We start from the raw sequence: 19441 nt of genomic DNA on the forward strand, positions 1-19441 counted from the left end.
ATACTAAATCGTAAACAGCTTCTTTAACCGGAAGCTGTTTTATTTTATGGGGACCCCTATTTTTTTTTAAATATATTATGCATGCATAATATATTTTCCTATCTTTGGAAGAACCAACAAAACAACATGCAAGACATAACGATAGATTACGCGCTCCGGGCAACTTGGCAAGCGGTAACAAAGATGTATAACGAGGAGGCGAGGAAATTCAATAGTACCATGGCCGTAGGTTTTACCTTGTTAAGTATAGACCCAAAAACTGGAACGCCATCTACCGCCCTTGGCCCAAAAATGGGTATGGAGGCCACAAGTCTCTCGCGAATATTGAAAAGTATGGAGGAAAAGGGACTCATTGAACGTAGGCCCAACCCCAATGATGGTAGGGGTGTACTTATCCACCTCACGGCATTTGGACTGGAAAAGAGGAAGGATTCAAAAGACGTTGTACTTCGTTTTAATGATGTGGTCAAGGCACATGTGCCCACAGAAAAATTGAATACCTTTTTTGAGGTAACGGAGATCATTAACAAATTGATTACAGAAAAGAAAATTTATTAAGAAAGTTAAAAAACTAGTTAACACCTTTTTATTGATGAACAAACACATTAAAAAAGTAGCAGTTATTGGTTCTGGTATTATGGGAAGTGGTATAGCCTGCCATTTTGCCAACATAGGAGTGGAAGTATTGCTTTTGGATATTATACCACGGGAACTTAATGATAAAGAAAAGGCAAATGGCCTTACCCTAGAGGATAAGGTTGTAAGAAATAGATTGGTAAACGATTCCTTGGCCGCGGCGTTAAAATCCAAACCTTCCCCCATATATCATCAAAAATTTGCCCAGAGAATCGCTACGGGCAATCTTGAGGACGATATTTCCAAAGTGGGACAGGTAGATTGGATCATTGAAGTGGTTGTGGAACGCTTGGATATCAAAAAAATAGTTTTTGAAAAACTGGACAAACACAGAAAACCAGGAACTCTAATTACCTCCAACACCTCGGGAATACCTATTAAATTTATGAGTGAGGGCAGAAGTGAGGATTTCCAAAAACATTTTTGTGGAACACACTTTTTTAATCCGGCTAGATATTTAAAGCTTTTTGAAATAATTCCTGGTCCAAAAACTTCCCCCGAAGTATTGGATTTCTTAAATGGCTATGGGGAACAGTTTTTAGGCAAGACCTCCGTGATAGCCAAAGACACTCCAGCATTTATCGGTAATAGAATAGGGACCTTTAGCATTATGAGTTTGTTTCATGCTGTAAAGGAAATGGACCTTACCGTTGAGGAAATAGATAAACTGTCCGGTCCGGTAATAGGCAGGCCAAAATCGGCCACCTTCCGTACGGTAGATGTTGTTGGTTTAGACACATTGGTACATGTTGCCAATGGTATTGCAGAAAATTGCAAGGATGATGAAAGACGGGAGCAATTTACACTTCCCGATTTTATCGGAAAAATGATGGAAAATAAATGGTTCGGAAGTAAGACTGGGCAGGGTTTTTATAAAAAGGAAGGTCGGGAAATATTGGCCCTAGACCTTAACACCATGGAATACAGGCCCAGTAAAAAGGCTAGTTTTGCCACTCTTGAACTCACCAAATCCATAGAGAATGTAATAGACAGATTTAAGGTATTGGTGACGGGTAAGGACAAAGCAGGTGCCTTTTACAGAAAAAGTTTTTCTTCATTATTCGAATATGCGTCCAATAGGATTCCCGAAATAACTGGAGAATTATATAAGATAGATGACGCCATGAAAGCAGGCTTTGCCTGGGGACACGGTCCATTTCAAATTTGGGATGCCATAGGGGTTGAAAAAGGCATAGAGATGATGAAGGCAGAAGGCTTTCAACCGGCCGCCTGGGTTACCGAAATGATATCCACAGGAAATAAATCTTTCTACACCATTAAAGACGGTGCAACCTATTATTACGACATCACTAAAAAGGCGATGGAGAAAATACCAGGTCAGGATTCATTTATCATTTTGGACAATATTAGAAAATCCAACGAGGTATGGAAAAACTCCGGTGTTGTCATTGAGGATTTGGGCGATGGTATATTAAATGTGGAATTCCAGTCCAAAATGAATACCATTGGGGGTGATGTCCTAGCCGGACTGAACAAGGCCATAGATTTGGCAGAAAAAGACTTTCAAGGTCTGGTGGTGGGCAACCAAGCACCCAATTTTTCTGTCGGCGCCAATATTGGAATGATATTTATGATGGCCGTAGAACAGGAATACGATGAGCTTAACATGGCCATAAAGATGTTTCAGGATACCATGATGCGTATGCGTTACTCTGCCATTCCTACCGTATCGGCCCCACACGGGATGACCTTGGGTGGGGGTTGTGAGCTGTCCTTGCATGCGGACAAGGTTGTTGCCGCAGCTGAAACCTACATGGGATTGGTAGAATTTGGAGTGGGGGTTATACCAGGAGGTGGAGGATCCAAGGAAATGGCCTTAAGGGCATCGGATACCTTTAGGAAAAATGATGTGGAGCTCAATGTGCTTCAAGAATATTTCCTCACTATTGGAATGGCAAAAGTTTCTACTTCGGCCTACGAGGCCTTTGATATGGGCGTACTTGAAAAAGGGAAGGATATAGTGGTCGTTAACAAGGACAGACAAATTGCAACGGCAAAGGCCTACGCCAAACTAATGGCAGAACAGGGCTACACACAACCTCCTAAGAGAAAAGACGTAAAAGTGCTTGGTAAACAAGCCCTAGGAATGTTTTTGGTAGGAACAGATGCCATGGAAGACAGCAATTATATAAGTGAACACGACCATAAGATTGCCAACAAATTGGCTTATGTAATGGCCGGGGGCGACTTGTCCGAGCCAACTTTGGTCACAGAGCAATACCTTTTGGATCTAGAGCGGGAGGCGTTTTTATCCCTTTGTACGGAAAGAAATACCTTGGAAAGGATACAACACATGCTGAAGACAGGAAAGCCGTTGCGAAATTAAGTGCTCAAGTATTGAGGTGTGAGTATTTAGTAATTAGAGATCAATGTATAAAGTTGAGGATTTGAAAATATGGAAGAAGTCTATAGAATTGGCTAAAACTGTATTTCCTCTTGTCTCTGAACTATGAACTCCAAACTCAATTAATATTATTGATAGATTTAAATATAGTTACAAAAGAAAAAGTACAACCAGTTATTGAAACATGTATTGAAATCCAAAAAATGAACTATTCATTTCAAAGAAAATTATAATTCTCAATACTAAAATCTCAATACTCAATACTAAAATAAAATGAAACAAGCCTTTATAGTAAAAGCATATAGGACTGCGGTAGGGAAAGCTCCGAAAGGTGTTTTCCGTTTTAAAAGAACGGATGAACTGGCTGCCGAAACCATAGCGTACATGATGAATGAATTGCCACAATTGGACAAAAAACGCATTGATGACGTTATTGTTGGAAACGCTATGCCCGAGGGTTCCCAAGGTCTCAACATGGCCAGATTAATCTCCTTAATGGGGCTTAATATTGTTGATGTGCCAGGAGTTACGGTAAATAGATTTTGTTCCTCTGGTATAGAAACTATCGGTATTGCCACCGCGAAAATCCAAGCTGGTATGGCCGACTGTATTATTGCCGGTGGTGCGGAAAGCATGAGTGCGGTTCCCATGACCGGATATAAAACGGAACTCAACTATGACCTGGCAAAGGCAGGACACGAAGATTATTACTGGGGCATGGGAAATACTGCGGAAGCCGTAGCCAAACAATTTAATGTATCCCGTGAAGATCAGGACGAGTTCGCCTATAATTCGCATATGAAAGCACTTAGGGCGCAAGCAGAGGATCGTTTTCAAAGTCAGATCGTACCTATTGAAGTGGAACAGACCTACGTTGACGATAACGGAAAGAGGGCAACAAAAAAATACACAGTGACCAAAGATGAGGGACCTCGTAAAGGAACCAGCAAGGAAGCTTTGGCAGGACTGCGACCTGTTTTCGCGGCAGGAGGAAGTGTTACTGCCGGTAATTCCTCACAGATGAGCGACGGAGCTGCTTTTGTACTGGTCATGAGTGAGGATATGGTAAAAGAGCTAAAATTGGAACCTATAGCCAGATTGGTCAACTATGCCGCTGCCGGCGTTGAACCAAGAATTATGGGTATTGGCCCTGTAAAAGCCATTCCCAAGGCATTAAAACAAGCAGGACTTAAACAGAACGACATTGAATTGATAGAGTTAAACGAAGCTTTCGCCTCACAGTCATTGGCTGTAATTAGAGAGCTAGACCTAAACAATGATATTGTCAATGTAAATGGTGGTGCCATTGCTCTTGGCCACCCATTGGGCTGTACTGGAGCCAAGTTGTCCGTTCAGCTTTTTGATGAGATGAGAAAGAGGGATATGAAAGGGAAATACGGCATGGTGACCATGTGCGTAGGTACTGGTCAGGGAGCAGCGGGGATTTTTGAATTTTTGAACTAAAAATACAAGACTTATATATTGAGGCTATTGTTATTGCGACATACCCTTCAATGCCTATTATAAAACTTAATAACACGAACAATGAGTACAGAAACAACAACTAAAGAGATATTAAGGGGTGGACAATTCCTAGTAAAGGAAACCAACTGTGAGGATATTTTTACGCCCGAGGATTTTTCCGAGGAGCAAAAAATGATGCGCGACTCCGTTATTGAGTTCAACGATCGGGAGATTGTGGCCAACAGGGATCGGTTTGAAGCCAAGGATTATGCCCTAACACAGGAGGTAATGACCAAGGCTGGAGAAATGGGCTTCTTGGGTGTTGCCGTTCCTGAGGCTTATGGGGGATTGGGAATGGGCTTTATATCAACCATGATCGTATGCGAATATATTTCTAGTGGAAGTGGATCTTTTAGTACAGCATTTGGTGCACATACCGGTATTGGGACCATGCCCATTACACTATACGGTACGGAAGCCCAAAAACAAAAATATGTCCCAAAATTGGCCACTGGTGAATGGTTCGGAGCTTACTGTTTAACGGAACCAGGTGCCGGTAGTGATGCCAATTCGGGCAAAACCACGGCTACCCTTTCCGCTGATGGCAAGAGTTACAAGATCAATGGCCAAAAAATGTGGATTTCCAATGCTGGATTCTGTAAATTATTTATCGTTTTTGCAAGAATAGAAAATGACAAAAATATTACTGGGTTTATTGTTGAAAACGACCCAAGTAATGGCATTACCTTAGGGGAAGAAGAACATAAATTGGGAATTCGCGCCTCCTCTACCAGACAGGTATTCTTTAACGATACCGTAGTTCCCGTTGAAAATATGCTTTCTGAAAGGGGAAACGGTTTTAAAATTGCCATGAACGCCCTAAATATTGGACGTATTAAATTGGCGGCCGCATGTTTGGATTCGCAAAGGCGAATCACTACCAATGCCTTAAAGTACGCTACGGAACGTAAGCAGTTTAAAACGGCCATAGTAGATTTTGGAGCAATTAAATCCAAATTGGCGGAAATGGCCACCAGTTTGTATGCCGGGGAAGCTGCTTCCTACAGAGCTGCCAAAAACATTGAGGACCGCATTGCTCTGCGTATGGCAGCTGGTAATAGTCATCAAGAAGCCGAACTTAAAGGTGTGGAAGAATATGCCATTGAGTGTTCCATCCTAAAAGTTGCCGTATCCGAAGACGTGCAGAACTGCTCGGACGAGGGGATCCAAATTTTTGGTGGTATGGGCTTCTCGGAAGAAACCCCAATGGAAGCCGCATGGAGAGATGCACGTATAGCCAGGATTTATGAGGGCACCAATGAAATAAACAGAATGTTGTCTGTTGGTCTGTTGATTAAAAAAGCCATGAAGGGTCATGTAGACCTACTAGGCCCGGCCACGGCCGTAGGGAATGAACTAATGGGCATCCCCTCTTTTGACATCCCCGACTATTCGGAATTATTGTCCGAAGAGAAAGAAATGGTTGCAAAACTTAAGAAAGTGTTCTTAATGGTAGCGGGGTCAGCGGTCCAAAAATATGGACCTGCCCTAGACGAACATCAAATGCTGCTGCTGGCTGCATCCAATGTTTTAATAGAGATTTATTTGGCAGAATCTGCAATCCTAAGAACTGAAAAAAATGTAAAACGATTTGGGGAAGAGGCCCAAAAAGAACAAATAGCTATGTCCAAATTGTACCTGTACAATGCCGTGGACACTGTTATTAAAAATGGCAAGGAAGCTATAGTTTCAATGGCCGAGGGTGATGAGCAACGTATGATGCTTATGGGCCTAAAGCGCTTTACGAAATATACAAACCAACCCAACGTAGTTGAACTGCGAAATATAATTGCCGATAAACTCAAGGCTGAAAACAAGTATTGTTTTTAGTGAAGATTGACTAACTCAAGCTCATGCTTCGTAATGAAGCGAAACCGAAGAACCGCTCTTTTCAGAGCGGTTCTTTATTTTATGACCACTTTTTCCCTTTCATTCATCAATACTTTCCAATTGTAGTCTAAAGACGTTGATACTCCCTAACTGTCCCTTCCTTTATGTTTTATATACCACAAGAGACATATGATTGGCCTTTGTACAGTTGAATATCGTTAGTGTAGGTTCCTTGGTAAAGAACACAATCTTTGGTTAGGAGCTCAAATTAGTAGATCCATTCAGCCCTGAACTATCAAAGGGCCATAATCCAAATACTTATCAAATAACCTAAAACAACAGCTGGTAAGCTACATCCATTATCAAACATAAAAGTGAAGACTAACGACTATTAATCGGCCCATTTTCCCAATCCTTTGTATTTATACCGTTAGACCAAAATATTTATCGAGTTAATATTCAATTCATTTGGCACATACATTATTTAGAATTTCCTTAAATTTATGATTATGTGGTAATTAAACAGCTTATAAGAAATTTCAGGGCCCTACAAAAATTGAGAATGCTATAATGGGAAACCAATAAGCCAGGTTGAAATGGTGACAAACCATAGGGTGATATTCAGGATTTAAGTTCATAAATCAGTTTAAATAAAATATTTTTAGTCGGTAGATAATCAATTAAAATATACAGTTATGAATCCTATTAACATTTTTCTAGCAGACGATGATCAAGATGATCGAGAACTTTTTATGGACGCTTTGTCCGAATTACCCATTGAAACTTCGGTAAAACAATTTCAAAACGGCGTTGATCTAATGGCTGAACTCTACTCTAGCAACCCCAAGCCAGACACTATTTTTTTGGACCTGCGTATGCCACTTATGGACGGCTTTGAATGCCTAACGGATATTCGTAGCATTCCCGAATTATCGGAAATTCAAATAATCATTTATTCCACATCCTTTAATGAAAATGAAGTAGAACAACTGAAAGAGAGTGGGGCGAATCTTTATATAAAGAAACCCAACTCGTACAATCAATTAAAAACCGTCTTATATAAATCTCTAAAACCGTTTCAAAATACAACCTCAAAAACGAATGGCGATTTAAATTTTATGGTTATTGTCTAGAATTGCAACAATTGTACACCTGGTTCCTACTGTCTAAACTAATCGCATTGGTTAAATTTAATGGAATGGTATTTAACCCCAATCAAAAGAAGGTATATTCCAATCCCAACTACCCCATAGCTTCAGGGTACTACAGATCAAATTAGCGCCTTTTAGTCGTCCACAGGAAGATATATATTAAAAGTAGCACCCTTGCCCAATTCACCCTGTGCCGTAATAACGCCATAGTGGTTTTCTACGATACGTTTTATTATTGCGAGTCCTATTCCTGTTCCTGGATATTCTGTCTTGCCATATAGGCGCTGGAACAGTTCAAAAATCTTTTCACTGTATTTTTGTTCAAAGCCTATGCCGTTGTCCGAAAAAGTGATATGACAATATTTAGTATCCTCTTGAAAATATTCACCTTCCAACAACTTACCAAGAACATACTCGTTTTTTATAGTGATGTGCACTGGTTCTTCTGGTTTCGCAAACTTTAATGAATTACTTATAAGATTATAGAATAGCTGTTTAAATTGAAATGGAATTATATTGACCATGCAAGTTTTATCTGTTTCGATAATGGCATTTTTCTGTAGAAGTTCTTCACTAAGGTCTTGTTTCACTTGCTCAATGATAAGATTAAGATTAATTCTCTCAAAATCGCCTTCTAAATTATGAGTTCGGGAATAGGCCAACAAATCGTCAATGAGCGACTGCATTCTTTCTGCGGACAATTGCATCCTTTTAAATAGATATTTTCCATTTTCGGATAGTGTATCATGGTCCTTTTCGATTATTCTGGAAGCAAAGGTTTGAATTTTTCTTAACGGCTCCTGTAAATCATGGCTAGATATGTACGCAAAGGATTGGAGTTCCTTGTTCATTTTCTGCAGTTCAATGTTCTTTTGTTCCAGCTCAGCTTGCTTTTCCTTAAGTGCATCATCCGATTCTTTTTTAACCGTAAGGTCATGCGTTACTTTTGAATATCCTATGACCTCGTTTTTTTCGTTATGCACGGCAGTGATTACGACGCTTGCCCAAAACAAAGTACCATCCTTCCTTACGCGCCATCCTTCCTGCAATGCTTTGCCTTTTTTGGCTGCCAAACCCAATAACCTTTTGGGAAGACCGCTTTTCCTATCTTCCTTCGTGTAAAAATTGGAAAAATTCTTACCTATTATCTCATCTGCCTTGTAGCCCTTAATTTTTTCTGCCCCCGTATTCCAGTTCTCCACAATTCCCTCTGGATTCAGGTAAAGTATGGCGTAGTCCTGCACTTCTTCCACCATTAGATGATAGCGCTGTTCGCTTTTTTTAAGCGACTCGTTCAATTCCAACAGCTCTGCAGTTCGTTCCTTTACTTGTTTTTCCAATTCGTCAAGAAAAATTTTCTGTTCCTGTATATCCGTACTACTTCCTACCCACATTTGTATGATGCCGTCATCATTACGCTGTGGCTTTGCATGGCTCAACTGCCATCGGTATGTACCATCATGTCTTCTAAAGCGATGCTCCAATGAAAAATCCTTTCCTGTTGCGATGGAATCCTCCCAAGTCCTAAAGTTATTTTTCCTATCGTCCGGATGCACCATCTGCAACCATCCTTTATTGATTAATTGATCCTGCGACAATCCAGAAAATTCAAAAACCGATTGGTTAAAGTAATTCAGATTGCCTTCGGGATCTGCAGTCCAGACGAACTGGGGAAGTGAATCCGCCAGTAGTCTGAATTTTTTTTCACTTTCTTCTATTCCCTTTCGGGAAATTACTTGATCAGTAACTTCAATACCCAAGGCCATTATCCCTTCAATATTTCCAGAAGTATCCAAAAGTGGTTCGAAACTGAAGTTTAGATAGGCCATATTCAAATTTCCCTTCCTCATGATTTGCACCGGAAATTCTGAAGTAGAAAAAGTTTTGCCAGTATTGTAAACGTCGTCCAACAACTCTTTAATACCTTGCGACTTAAGTTCTGGCATTGCTTCCAAAATAGGTTGTCCCAATACCTCATCCTCCCTTCTACCCCACATTTGCAATGCAAGAGAGTTGGCCAGTTCAGTAACATGGTCCTTCCCTTGAAATATAGCTATCGATACGGGAGCCTGGGCAATCATGGTGCGAAGCCTACGCTCACTTTCTTGTAATTCTCTTTTCGTAATTACGGTTTCGGTAGTCTCCGTACAGGTAACAACTACACCGTTTACGTTGCCATTATCATCAAAAGCAGCACTGTAGCAGAATGTCCAATAAACATCCTCCATCCTCCCATTTCGGTAAAATGGCACCAATTGGTCACTATATGAAACAGGTTTGGCGGTAGTGACAACATCATTGATCAAGGGGCCAATAAAATCCCATATCTCCGGCCAAACTTCTTTGCCTCTTTTTCCTATAGCCGGATGTTTTCCCTCTTTCCCTAAACTTGGTCTGTAAGCATCATTATAAAAGCAGATAAGCTCATCACCCCAAAATAGAAACATGGGATAGGATGAGTGTAAAATTATGGCCAGGGTAGTACGTAAACTTACAGGCCAATTACTGATAGGTCCCAGGTTTGTATTATCCCAGTCCATCTCCCTAATAAGCTTGCCCATTTGGCCACTATTCTCAAGGAACAAGAGATTATTTGCTTTATGGGTCGAATTTAATTTCATTTACTTTAAGGTTGTATCTCGAATTCTTCCCTACAGGAGGGTAATACATTTTTTTGAAGGATAAGATCAATGGTCCTACTAATTACAGATTTGAGATTAGAGAAATCCGCTGGTTTGCGAATATAGTATTGCGCCCCTTTGCCGTATAATTGGTCCATGACATCAATATTGGAAGAGGTGGAATAAATTATTACAGGCAAATGTTTAAATTTTTCACTTTGCTTTATTTCCTCTAAACACTCCGCCCCCGATTTTCGGGGCATATTCAGATCCAAAAAGAGCATTTGCGGCAGATTGAGCAAATTGTTTTCAAGAAAATTCATAAGCTCTACCCCATTGTTAACCGTTTTCAATGTTGCACACAATGAAAGCTCTTCCAAAGCTTCCCTGAAAAACATGCAATCGTCTTCATCATCGTCTGCTAGAAGTATTTGAAAATCCATATTGGTCACGTCCTGTTGGTTTAGATACTGTAATTTACAATTGCCCCGTTAATTCCATATTACGTAAAAATAAACAAAAATAAATGCCAATTGAATTTCCACCGGGATTGTTTATAACGGGCATATTTTTTTGATTCTTCCGGACAAAATATAAGGGACCTTCTAGATATAGTATTATTTTTGGCTTATCTTCCTTGCGTATCTACGGAAAGGCTTATACCTTTAAAAACAAATGTGTGCTTAACACGAGTTTTTAAAAGTTATGGCATTGCCAAGCACCACTGTACTTTAAAATGCCATATGATTGATTCCAAAGCCAAAACCCTAACTCCCAAAAACCTTATTTTTGCGCTTTCCACTATTCACGCCCTTTTTACTTTTGGAGCATTGCTTTTTACCATTATCGTTTTTATGATAGCCGATAAGGTTGTCCTAGAGTTCGCTAAAGATAAAAGCATTTTTGTTTACATAGTCCCCATAGTTTCCATGATCAGTTATTTTGGAAGCAATTTTTTCTTCAACAAACAATTGGCCAACATTGTCCAAAGCAAATCATTAAAGGATAAATTGGGGCCATATTTAAAGGCATGCGTGGTAAGATTTACATTTTTAGAGGGTGCGGCAATATTGAGTACCATTGCCTATAGTTTAAATAACCATATTTTTTACCTGGTTATTTCCTTATTTTTAATTCTTTATATTTTTAAGCTAAGACCTACCAAGAAAAAGGTGATGAGCGATTTGAAATTAACCTTGGCAGATCAACAGTTTTTCCAAAAAGAGCATTGGCAAACTAAATAAAATTGGTCATTACCAGCAACTTGGCATAAGCTACACCCATACAATGGACATCAAAAACAAAATACAAAAACACATAGATACGATTATTATCGGTTCTGGCGCCGGCGGATTGTCTGCCGCCATTTGTCTATCCAAAGCAGGGCAGCGGGTAATGGTATTGGAACAACACGATGTCCCTGGCGGCTGGTGCCACAGCTTCTATCTAAACGGCCACCGTTTTTCTCCTGGAGTACATTATATTGGTCTGTTAGGGGAAGGAGAATCTACAAGAGCTCTTTATGAAGGTTTGGGGATAGCCAATAATCTGGTGTTTTTTAGAATGAATCCCAAGGGATATGAGCACTGCTTTATTGGAAAAGAAAGAATTGACCTGCCGGGCAATTTTAATGATTTAAACACTTCACTAGGAAAAAGGTTTCCCAAGGAAAAAAAACGTATCCACCATTATTTGAAGTTGGTCAGGAATGTTTCCCGACAAATACAACTGATCCCCAAGATGAGCGGATTCTGGGACAATATTACCATCCCATTTAGAACCAAGCATATGGGCAAGTATGCGCTGTTCAGCTTAAAGCGTGTTATCAACTGGCATATAAAAGACCCCTTACTGCAAAAAGTACTCAATATACAATGGGGAGATCACGGGTTGGCTCCTGCACGGGCGAGTTTCCCGCTGCACTGCGCCGTTATGGACCATTATTTTAGCGGGGGCTATTACCCTATGGGCGGTGGAGCGGCCATAGTAAAGGCAATGACCAACGCCTTACAAAAAAATGGTGGGACCATACGCACAAGCACAGCTGTAAAAAGCATTATTTTGGAAGGCGACAAAAAGAGAAAAGCCATTGGGGTGGAATTGGAAAATGGCGAAAAAATATATGCTTCCAGGATTATTTCCAATGCTGATCCAGGGATTACCTATTTGAACTTGGTGAAAGAACAAAACCTGAGTGCCAAACTTCTTAAAAAACTAAAAAAAACAAAGTATTCCTGCAGTTCCCTAATGCTTTTTCTAAGCGTTGCCATGGATGTTCGGAAATTAGGCATGGACTCCGGAAATATATGGATGATGGATAACAGGGATATGGACGGGATTTACGAAGAGATGAATGCAGTGGATATCGCCATTGGTGATGTGTTTCCTGGTTTGTTCATTAGCTGTACCACTCTAAAGGATCCGACAAGTTTCGATGGAAAACACCACTCCCTTGAAGTCATTACGTATATTAATCCAGATTCATTCCATAAATTTAACAATGAGAACAAAGAGCGTTCAAAGGAATATTTGGAATTCAAGGAAATATTGACCAATAAAATGATAAATACCTTGGAACGTGCCCTGCCTGGTATTAGGGACCATATCGTTCATAAGGAATTGGGAACTCCCATCACCAACAAACACTATTTAAATGCTACTAATGGAAGCGTATACGGCACAGAAAAGAGTTTTGGACAGATAGGTCCCTTTGCGTTTAGGGCCAAGAGCGAAATAGAGAATCTATATATGTGTGGGGCAAGTATTCAATCGCACGGCGTAGCAGGTGCTAGTTATTCAGGAGTTCAGACAGCGGCCGTTATTTTAAATTGCAAGCAACACGATTTAATAAAACCAGACGAATTGCAAAATATAAGAATCTTTGAAGCCGAAGACGACTCCGCTTATACGGCAGATATTAAACAAAAAATAAATTTGAGAAAAGCAAGATTGATCGCGAATGAAAAAAAATCAATGAAAATTCAATAGTTAATTTAAGTATTAATGTTCTTTATAACCACTTTTACCAATATGAAAACCATGAAATTATCCATTGCCCTGTTCGTACTGACCATCTTTACCATGAACAATAGTTATTCCCAGGATTGGCCAAATCTGGAACATTTTTCTGAAGCCAATAAAAAAATAGGCCCACCTCTTGCCGGTGAAAATCGGGTAGTATTTATGGGCAATTCCATTACCATAGGCTGGCTGAACAAAAGGCCGGAGTTCTTTGAAGGGAAACCCTATATCAACAGAGGCATTAGTGGGCAGACTACACCCCAGATGTTATTGCGATTTAGACAGGATGTAATTGACCTAAAACCTAAAGTTGTGGTTATTTTGGCGGGAACCAATGATATTGCCGGAAATACAGGCCCTTCCACTCCAAAAATGATATTGGACAATATAAAGTCTATGGCAGAACTGGCCAGGGCCAACGGAATCAAAGTTATTATCTCCTCCATACTTCCTGCCTTCGATTACCCTTGGAAGCCTGGATTAAATCCCAATGAAAAAATTCCTGCATTAAACTCCCTTTTAAAGGAATATTCGGAAACCAATGGTCATATTTATCTGGATTATTTTACCGCCATGGCCGATGATAGAAACGGACTACCAAAAAAATATGCTCATGATGAGGTTCATCCTACCCCCGAAGGTTACGCCGTTATGGAACCATTGGTGGAAGAAGCAATAAAACGGGCTTTGCAATAGGATTGGATTTTATTACCTTTTGAAAAAAATATTCTGTGAGGTATTTTTAATTTAAATCCCGGCTAACAATGAGAAAACTACTCTTTATATTTTTGTATACAAGCATTTATTTTGGCCATGCACAAGATATTTTTGAGGTAAAGGGACTTTGTATAGCCGCGCCCAATGCTGATGGTGTAACCGAGTTTGTGAAATTCGTTGATGAAGAACTGGGTCCTATTGGCATCAACACCTTAGTACTTCGGGTAGATTTTAATTATGCCTATGAATCAAGACCGGAATTAAGAGGCAATAACCCATTGTCTAAGGAACAAATAAAGGAATTGGTAGCTGTTGCCAAAAAACACCATATAAATCTAATTCCTCAAGTAAATTTATTCGGACATCAGAGTTGGGCAGAAAAAACCAATAAACTACTGGAAGTATATCCCGAATTTGATGAAACGCCACATATTAAAATACCTGAAAAATATGAATGGCCCAATGCTGATGGACTCTACTGCAAAAGTTATTGCCCGTTACATCCGGAGGTGCACAATGTGGTGTTTGATCTGGTAGATGAAATTATTTCCGTCTTTGAGGCCAAAGCCTTTCACGCAGGAATGGATGAGGTATTTTACATAGCGGATGAAAAATGCCCCCGCTGCCAAGGAAAAGATCCTGCTGCAATATTTGCGGATGAGGTTAATAAAATAAGTCGACATTTGGAGATCAATAACAAGCGACTTTGGATTTGGGGCGATCGTTTAATAGATGCATCCACTTCCGGCATCGGAATGTGGGAGGCCAGTATGAACAACACTGCGAGGGCCATAGACCTAATTGATAAATCTGTAGTGATTTGCGACTGGCATTATGAAAAGGCATTACCAACCCCTGCCCTATTTGCCCTTAAGGGATTGGATGTTGTAGCCTGCCCTTGGAAGAAGCCAGACGTTGCCAAGGAACAGGTTAATATGATGTATAAATTTAAAGAAAACGCAACTCCGGAAATGAAGGAACACTTTTTGGGCATGATGCATACAGTTTGGTCTTCTGCCAGTGAATTCATAAAAAGCTATCATACCCAAAAGAACAAAGAAATCAATCCAGTTACCCAAGAGGCCTGCTTTAGGGCAATGATGGCCGCAATAAAGGATGTAGAAAGAATTAGTAAAAACGTCAATTAGATTTTATATAAAACTGCCTAGGTCATCCGCTATCCAAAACACTTAATTCCCAAGCCTTAATTGACCTTATAGCAAAATATATTTCTACTTTTGATAAATGAATAAAAGTAGTATCAGCATCCTTCTTCCCTATAAGAACACCGCAGAATTTCTACCGGACTGTATACAGTCCATCATCGACCAAACCTATGACGACTGGGAAATTTTGGCCGTAAACGACCATTCTTCAGACGATAGCTTGGATATTATGTTTTCTTATGCCCAAAAGGATAGTCGGATTAAAGTATTGACAAATGACGGCAACGGAATAATTGATGCATTAAGAACTGCGTATTCCCATTCCCAGGGCAATTATATAACCAGAATGGATTCTGATGACATTATGTCCCTAAACAAATTGGAAGTCATGGTCAAGGCCCTGAAAAATCATGGACAGGGCCACATTGCCCTAGGCAAGGTAAAATACTTTTCTAAAGATGGTGTTGGGGATGGCTACAAACGTTATGAAAAATGGCTGAACCGCTTAACGGAAAAAGGATTAAATCATTCAGAAATATATAAGGAATGTGTAATACCCTCGCCCTGTTGGATGGTACATAGAAATGACTTGGAAAAGGCCGGTTCATTTTCTTCAAATCGATATCCAGAAGATTACGACCTGGCATTCCGTTTTTATGAACAGGGTCTAACATGTATTCCAACCAATGAGCTTCTTCACTATTGGCGCGATTATGGCCACAGAACCTCCAGAACCAGTGAACACTACGCCCAAAATTACTTCTTGGATATTAAACTACATTATTTCTTAAAGCTAGATCATGACAAACAAAGCCCTTTAGTGCTATGGGGGGCTGGTAACAAAGGGAAAACATTGGCCAAAAAACTTCTGAAAAAGAACATCCCTTTTATTTGGGTTTGCAATAATTCCAATAAAATTGGATTGGACATTTATGATAAAAAGATGGAGCACTATATGGTAATAGATAAACTCCAAAAAGCACAAATTATAATTACGGTGGCCAATAAAGAGGCACAGGAATTTATAAAAGATTATTTGTTAGCACAGGGGAAAAAATCTGTGCAAGACTTTTTCTTTTTTTGTTGAACTTACCTTTGTGGTACTTCCGTAAAGAATGTTCCAACTTTGCCAGCCAACATAATTTAGTTGGTACTTGAACAATAAATTTGAGACTGCCTCGAAATTCTTTTCTTATATTTGAAAAATTAAATTTGGGAATGCTTTTTAAACATCCGAATCTCCTTTGGGCCCTTTTACTTCTCCTGATTCCTATTTTTATTCATCTTTTCCAACTCCGTAGATTTAAGAAAACCCCATTTACCAATGTAAAGATTTTAAAAAAAGTAGAGGCGCAATCTAGAAAGAGCCACTCGCTTAAAAAATGGCTTCTTTTATTTACCCGCCTATTGCTCCTAACTGCACTTATTGTTGCATTTGCCCAACCCTTTATTCCAGGGAAAACAGCTTTAAAAAGCAACGAAATAGTCATATACCTTGATAATTCCTTAAGTACTCAGGCCAAAATGGGAACAGCTACCTTATTGGAAAACATGGTACAAGGAATACTGAAATCCATTCCCGAAGAAGAAGTTTTCACTCTTTTTACCAATGACAAAATATTTAAGGAAGTTCGTATTGGCGACATCAAAAATGATTTGCTAGCCCTGCCCTATTCCAACAACCAATTACAGCTGAAAGAAATCAACTTAAAGGCCAAAACCTTATTCTCCGAAGCTGAAGGTACACGAAAAGATCTGGTCTTGATTTCCGATTTTCAAAAGTCTATCAATTCGCCTACCATAGATTCCATCCCCGACATCAACAGGCATTTGGTAAAATTGACACCGGAAAGCCTTGTTAATATTTCCATCGACACAGTATTTATCAATTCCTATTCCTCGGATAATTTGGAATTGAAAAGCATTCTCTCTACCAATACAAAATTGGATAACACTCCGGTTTCCCTATATAACGGAGAAAGATTGATAGCAAAAACTTCGGTTACATTCAATAACAATAAAAAAGGCGAGGTAATTTTTACCATTCCGGCCAACGAACTAATCAATGGCGAAATTGTGATATCCGATTCAGGTCTAAATTATGACAATCAACTGTACTTCAATTTGGCCAAACAAGATAAAATCAAAGTATTATCCGTAGGGGATGTAGATAGTGATTATTTAAGCCGTATTTACAATAAGGAGGTGTTTCAATATTCCAATTTAAGCTTAAAGTCACTGAATTATAGCTTATTGGAATCACAAAATTTGATTATCCTGAACGAACTTAACACCATTCCCATAGCCTTGCAAAACGCCCTCCAAGCCTTTAAAAATGCAGGAGGCAGTTTAGTGGTTATTCCAAGTGGTGAAGTTAATACGGAAAATTACAATCCCTTTTTAATGGGACTTTCCAATACTTTGTTAATTTCTTCGGTCAAGGAAGAGCGAAAGATTAGTCAGATTGCCTTTTCCCACCCCCTCTATAAAAATGTGTTCGAAAAAGAAGTAACCAATTTCCAATATCCTTCCGTAAATTCATTCTACAGTATAAAATCGGCCATGCCAAAAATCCTTTCTTATCAAAGTGGTGATCCGTTTTTGGTAGGGGAAGACGGTACTTATTTATTTACAGCATCCATATCCAAAGAAAATTCAAATATTTTGAATTCCCCCTTAATTGTACCAACCTTATACAACATGGGAATGGCAAGCCTAAAAATGCCTGAAATTTATGAGATGATAGGTAGTAAAACCACTGTTGATATCCCCGTTAGACTTACAAAAGATCGAATTTTGAAAGTGTCCCTAAAAGATTTCGAATTTATACCCTTTCAACAATCCTTTACCACCAAAACCACCTTAACTTTTAACGACTACCCTGAGGTTTCCGGGATATACAATATAACGGACGAAGGAAAGACCATAAAGAACATAAGTTTCAACATTCCGAGGGAGGAAAGCCAGCTACATTATATGGACCTTGACGACCTCAATGCAAGCAGTAAGAACGACGATATTTCTGCCCTGTTCCAAAATATAGAAAAAGACAATAGCATCAACGAGCTTTGGAAATGGTTTGTTATTTTAGCATTAGCATTTATATTTATTGAAGTTCTTATCCAAAAATTTCTGAAATGAACATACTTTTAAAATCTGCCAAGATAGTAGCTCCTAACAATAAGGAACTTCATTTAAAAAAGCGCGATATTCTTATAAAAAACGGGGTAATTGAAGATATTGCCTCCAATTTGGATGTTCAAGGAAAGACGAAGATTATCCAATTAAAGAATCTACATGTATCCCTAGGATGGTTGGATTCCAGTGTAAGTTTTGGCGAACCGGGTTACGAGGAAAGGGAAACCATAGTAAATGGCCTGTATACAGCAGCAAAGAGCGGTTTTACGGACATTGTCCTAAATCCCAATACCAATCCCCTCCCCGATAGCAGCTCCGATATTGTCTTTTTAAAGAATGCCTCGAAAAATGCTGCGACAACACTTCATGCTTTGGGAACTTTGACCGTTAAGTCTGAAGGAGAAAGCTTGGCGGAACTATACGATATGAAAACTGCCGGTGCCGTAGGGTTCTATGATTACAAATTACCATTAAGGAACTCAAACCTTCTAAAAATTGCCCTGCAATATGCCCATAATTTCAATGGACTGGTACATTCTTTTCCTATGGACCTTCAGATTGCCGGAAAAGGAATCGTTAATGAAGGCGAAGTCTCCACAAGACTGGGACTAAAGGGAATTCCTAATTTGGCAGAGGAACTAAATATTGTCAGGGACCTGTTCATTTTGGAATATACGGGAGGAAAACTGCACATCCCCACTATTTCAACGGCCAATTCGGTAAAGCTCATTGCTGAGGCCAAAAAAAAGGGAATGGATGTGAGCTGCAGCGTGGCAGTACACAACCTATGCTTCACCGATAAGACCTTGGTAGAATTCGACTCCCACTATAAATTAATGCCACCACTTAGGACCCAATCGGACCGAAAGGCCCTGATAAAGGGTATAAAGGATGGAACTATAGATTATGTTACCTCAGACCATAGACCTATGGATATTGAACACAAAAGAGTGGAATTTGATAATGCTTCGGATGGTACCATTGGGTTGGAAAGCGCTTTTGGAATGTTGAATCGGATTTTTGACCTTGATACCACTATTTCCCTTTTGACCAAAGGTCGCGAAAGATACGGTATAGAAACACCTAGTTTCAAAGTAGGTGAAAATGCAGCACTTACCCTTTTTGATCCCGATGAGGAATATACCTTTGAAGAACAGCATATTTTATCCAATTCCAGTAATAGCTGCTTTTTGGGAAGTAAACTTAAAGGAAAGGTTTATGGAATTGTATCCAACAATCAAATAATTAACTAAATTTATAGGAACTAAAAAC

The 19441-nt window shown here is 39.4% G+C and carries 15 protein-coding genes; 13 read left to right on the forward strand and 2 right to left on the reverse strand.

What is annotated here, in order from left to right:
• Positions 1-126 precede the first annotated feature (126 nt).
• From BUA60_RS09725 to BUA60_RS09750, 6 genes are all read left to right on the forward strand, one after another.
• On the forward strand, positions 127-558 hold the full coding sequence (locus tag BUA60_RS09725) for a MarR family winged helix-turn-helix transcriptional regulator (RefSeq protein WP_072861646.1): 432 nt from the start codon (positions 127-129) through the stop codon (positions 556-558).
• Between the two features lie 34 nt (positions 559-592).
• Complete coding sequence (locus tag BUA60_RS09730) at positions 593-2983, forward strand: 3-hydroxyacyl-CoA dehydrogenase/enoyl-CoA hydratase family protein (protein WP_072861535.1); 2391 nt, start codon at positions 593-595, stop codon at positions 2981-2983.
• Between the two features lie 149 nt (positions 2984-3132).
• The gene (locus tag BUA60_RS23265; protein ID WP_245802521.1) at positions 3133-3234 is read left to right on the forward strand and encodes a hypothetical protein; all 102 of its coding nucleotides are present in this window, start codon (positions 3133-3135) and stop codon (positions 3232-3234) included.
• Positions 3235-3274: 40 nt separating this feature from the next.
• On the forward strand, positions 3275-4465 hold the full coding sequence (locus BUA60_RS09740; RefSeq protein WP_072861537.1) for an acetyl-CoA C-acyltransferase: 1191 nt from the start codon (positions 3275-3277) through the stop codon (positions 4463-4465).
• A gap of 81 nt (positions 4466-4546) precedes the next feature.
• On the forward strand, positions 4547-6355 hold the full coding sequence (locus tag BUA60_RS09745) for an acyl-CoA dehydrogenase family protein (RefSeq protein WP_072861538.1): 1809 nt from the start codon (positions 4547-4549) through the stop codon (positions 6353-6355).
• 695 nt (positions 6356-7050) lie between these two features.
• Positions 7051-7488 (forward strand): response regulator, encoded by a 438-nt coding sequence (locus tag BUA60_RS09750; protein WP_072861539.1) that lies wholly within the window; start codon positions 7051-7053, stop codon positions 7486-7488.
• Between the two features lie 152 nt (positions 7489-7640).
• Here the strand turns inward: BUA60_RS09750 and BUA60_RS22760 are convergent, their stop codons facing one another.
• Both BUA60_RS22760 and BUA60_RS09770 read right to left on the reverse strand, forming a co-directional pair.
• Positions 7641-10127, reverse strand: coding sequence for a PAS domain-containing sensor histidine kinase (locus tag BUA60_RS22760; protein WP_084532551.1), 2487 nt, complete (start codon positions 10125-10127; stop codon positions 7641-7643).
• 5 nt (positions 10128-10132) lie between these two features.
• Entirely contained in the window at positions 10133-10570 is a 438-nt protein-coding gene (locus BUA60_RS09770) for a response regulator (protein WP_072861540.1), read from the reverse strand.
• Positions 10571-10870: 300 nt separating this feature from the next.
• Here BUA60_RS09770 and BUA60_RS09775 point away from each other — a divergent pair, with 300 nt between their 5' ends.
• The 7 genes from BUA60_RS09775 to BUA60_RS09805 all read left to right on the forward strand — a co-directional run bounded on the left by BUA60_RS09775 (position 10871) and on the right by BUA60_RS09805 (position 19422).
• Entirely contained in the window at positions 10871-11371 is a 501-nt protein-coding gene (locus BUA60_RS09775; protein WP_072861541.1) for a hypothetical protein, read from the forward strand.
• 43 nt (positions 11372-11414) lie between these two features.
• Entirely contained in the window at positions 11415-13115 is a 1701-nt protein-coding gene (locus BUA60_RS09780) for a phytoene desaturase family protein (protein WP_072861542.1), read from the forward strand.
• A 15-nt stretch (positions 13116-13130) separates the two neighbouring features.
• Entirely contained in the window at positions 13131-13844 is a 714-nt protein-coding gene (locus BUA60_RS09785; protein WP_245802522.1) for an SGNH/GDSL hydrolase family protein, read from the forward strand.
• 68 nt (positions 13845-13912) lie between these two features.
• Positions 13913-15013 carry a family 20 glycosylhydrolase gene (locus BUA60_RS09790; protein WP_072861543.1) on the forward strand — a complete coding sequence of 367 codons (1101 nt, stop codon included), beginning with the start codon at positions 13913-13915 and terminating at the stop codon, positions 15011-15013.
• A gap of 97 nt (positions 15014-15110) precedes the next feature.
• Positions 15111-16118 (forward strand): glycosyltransferase family 2 protein, encoded by a 1008-nt coding sequence (locus BUA60_RS09795; protein ID WP_072861544.1) that lies wholly within the window; start codon positions 15111-15113, stop codon positions 16116-16118.
• 131 nt (positions 16119-16249) lie between these two features.
• A complete protein-coding gene (locus tag BUA60_RS09800) occupies positions 16250-18172 on the forward strand; it encodes a BatA domain-containing protein (RefSeq protein ID WP_072861545.1) in 1923 nt (640 codons plus the stop codon).
• Positions 18169-19422, forward strand: coding sequence for a dihydroorotase (locus BUA60_RS09805; protein ID WP_072861546.1), 1254 nt, complete (start codon positions 18169-18171; stop codon positions 19420-19422). The genes BUA60_RS09800 and BUA60_RS09805 overlap by 4 nt, the downstream gene beginning before the upstream one ends.
• Positions 19423-19441: the final 19 nt, after the last annotated feature.

Origin of the sequence: Arenibacter palladensis, from assembly GCF_900129275.1 — a bacterium.
GTDB classification, from domain to species: Bacteria; Bacteroidota; Bacteroidia; order Flavobacteriales; family Flavobacteriaceae; genus Arenibacter; species Arenibacter palladensis.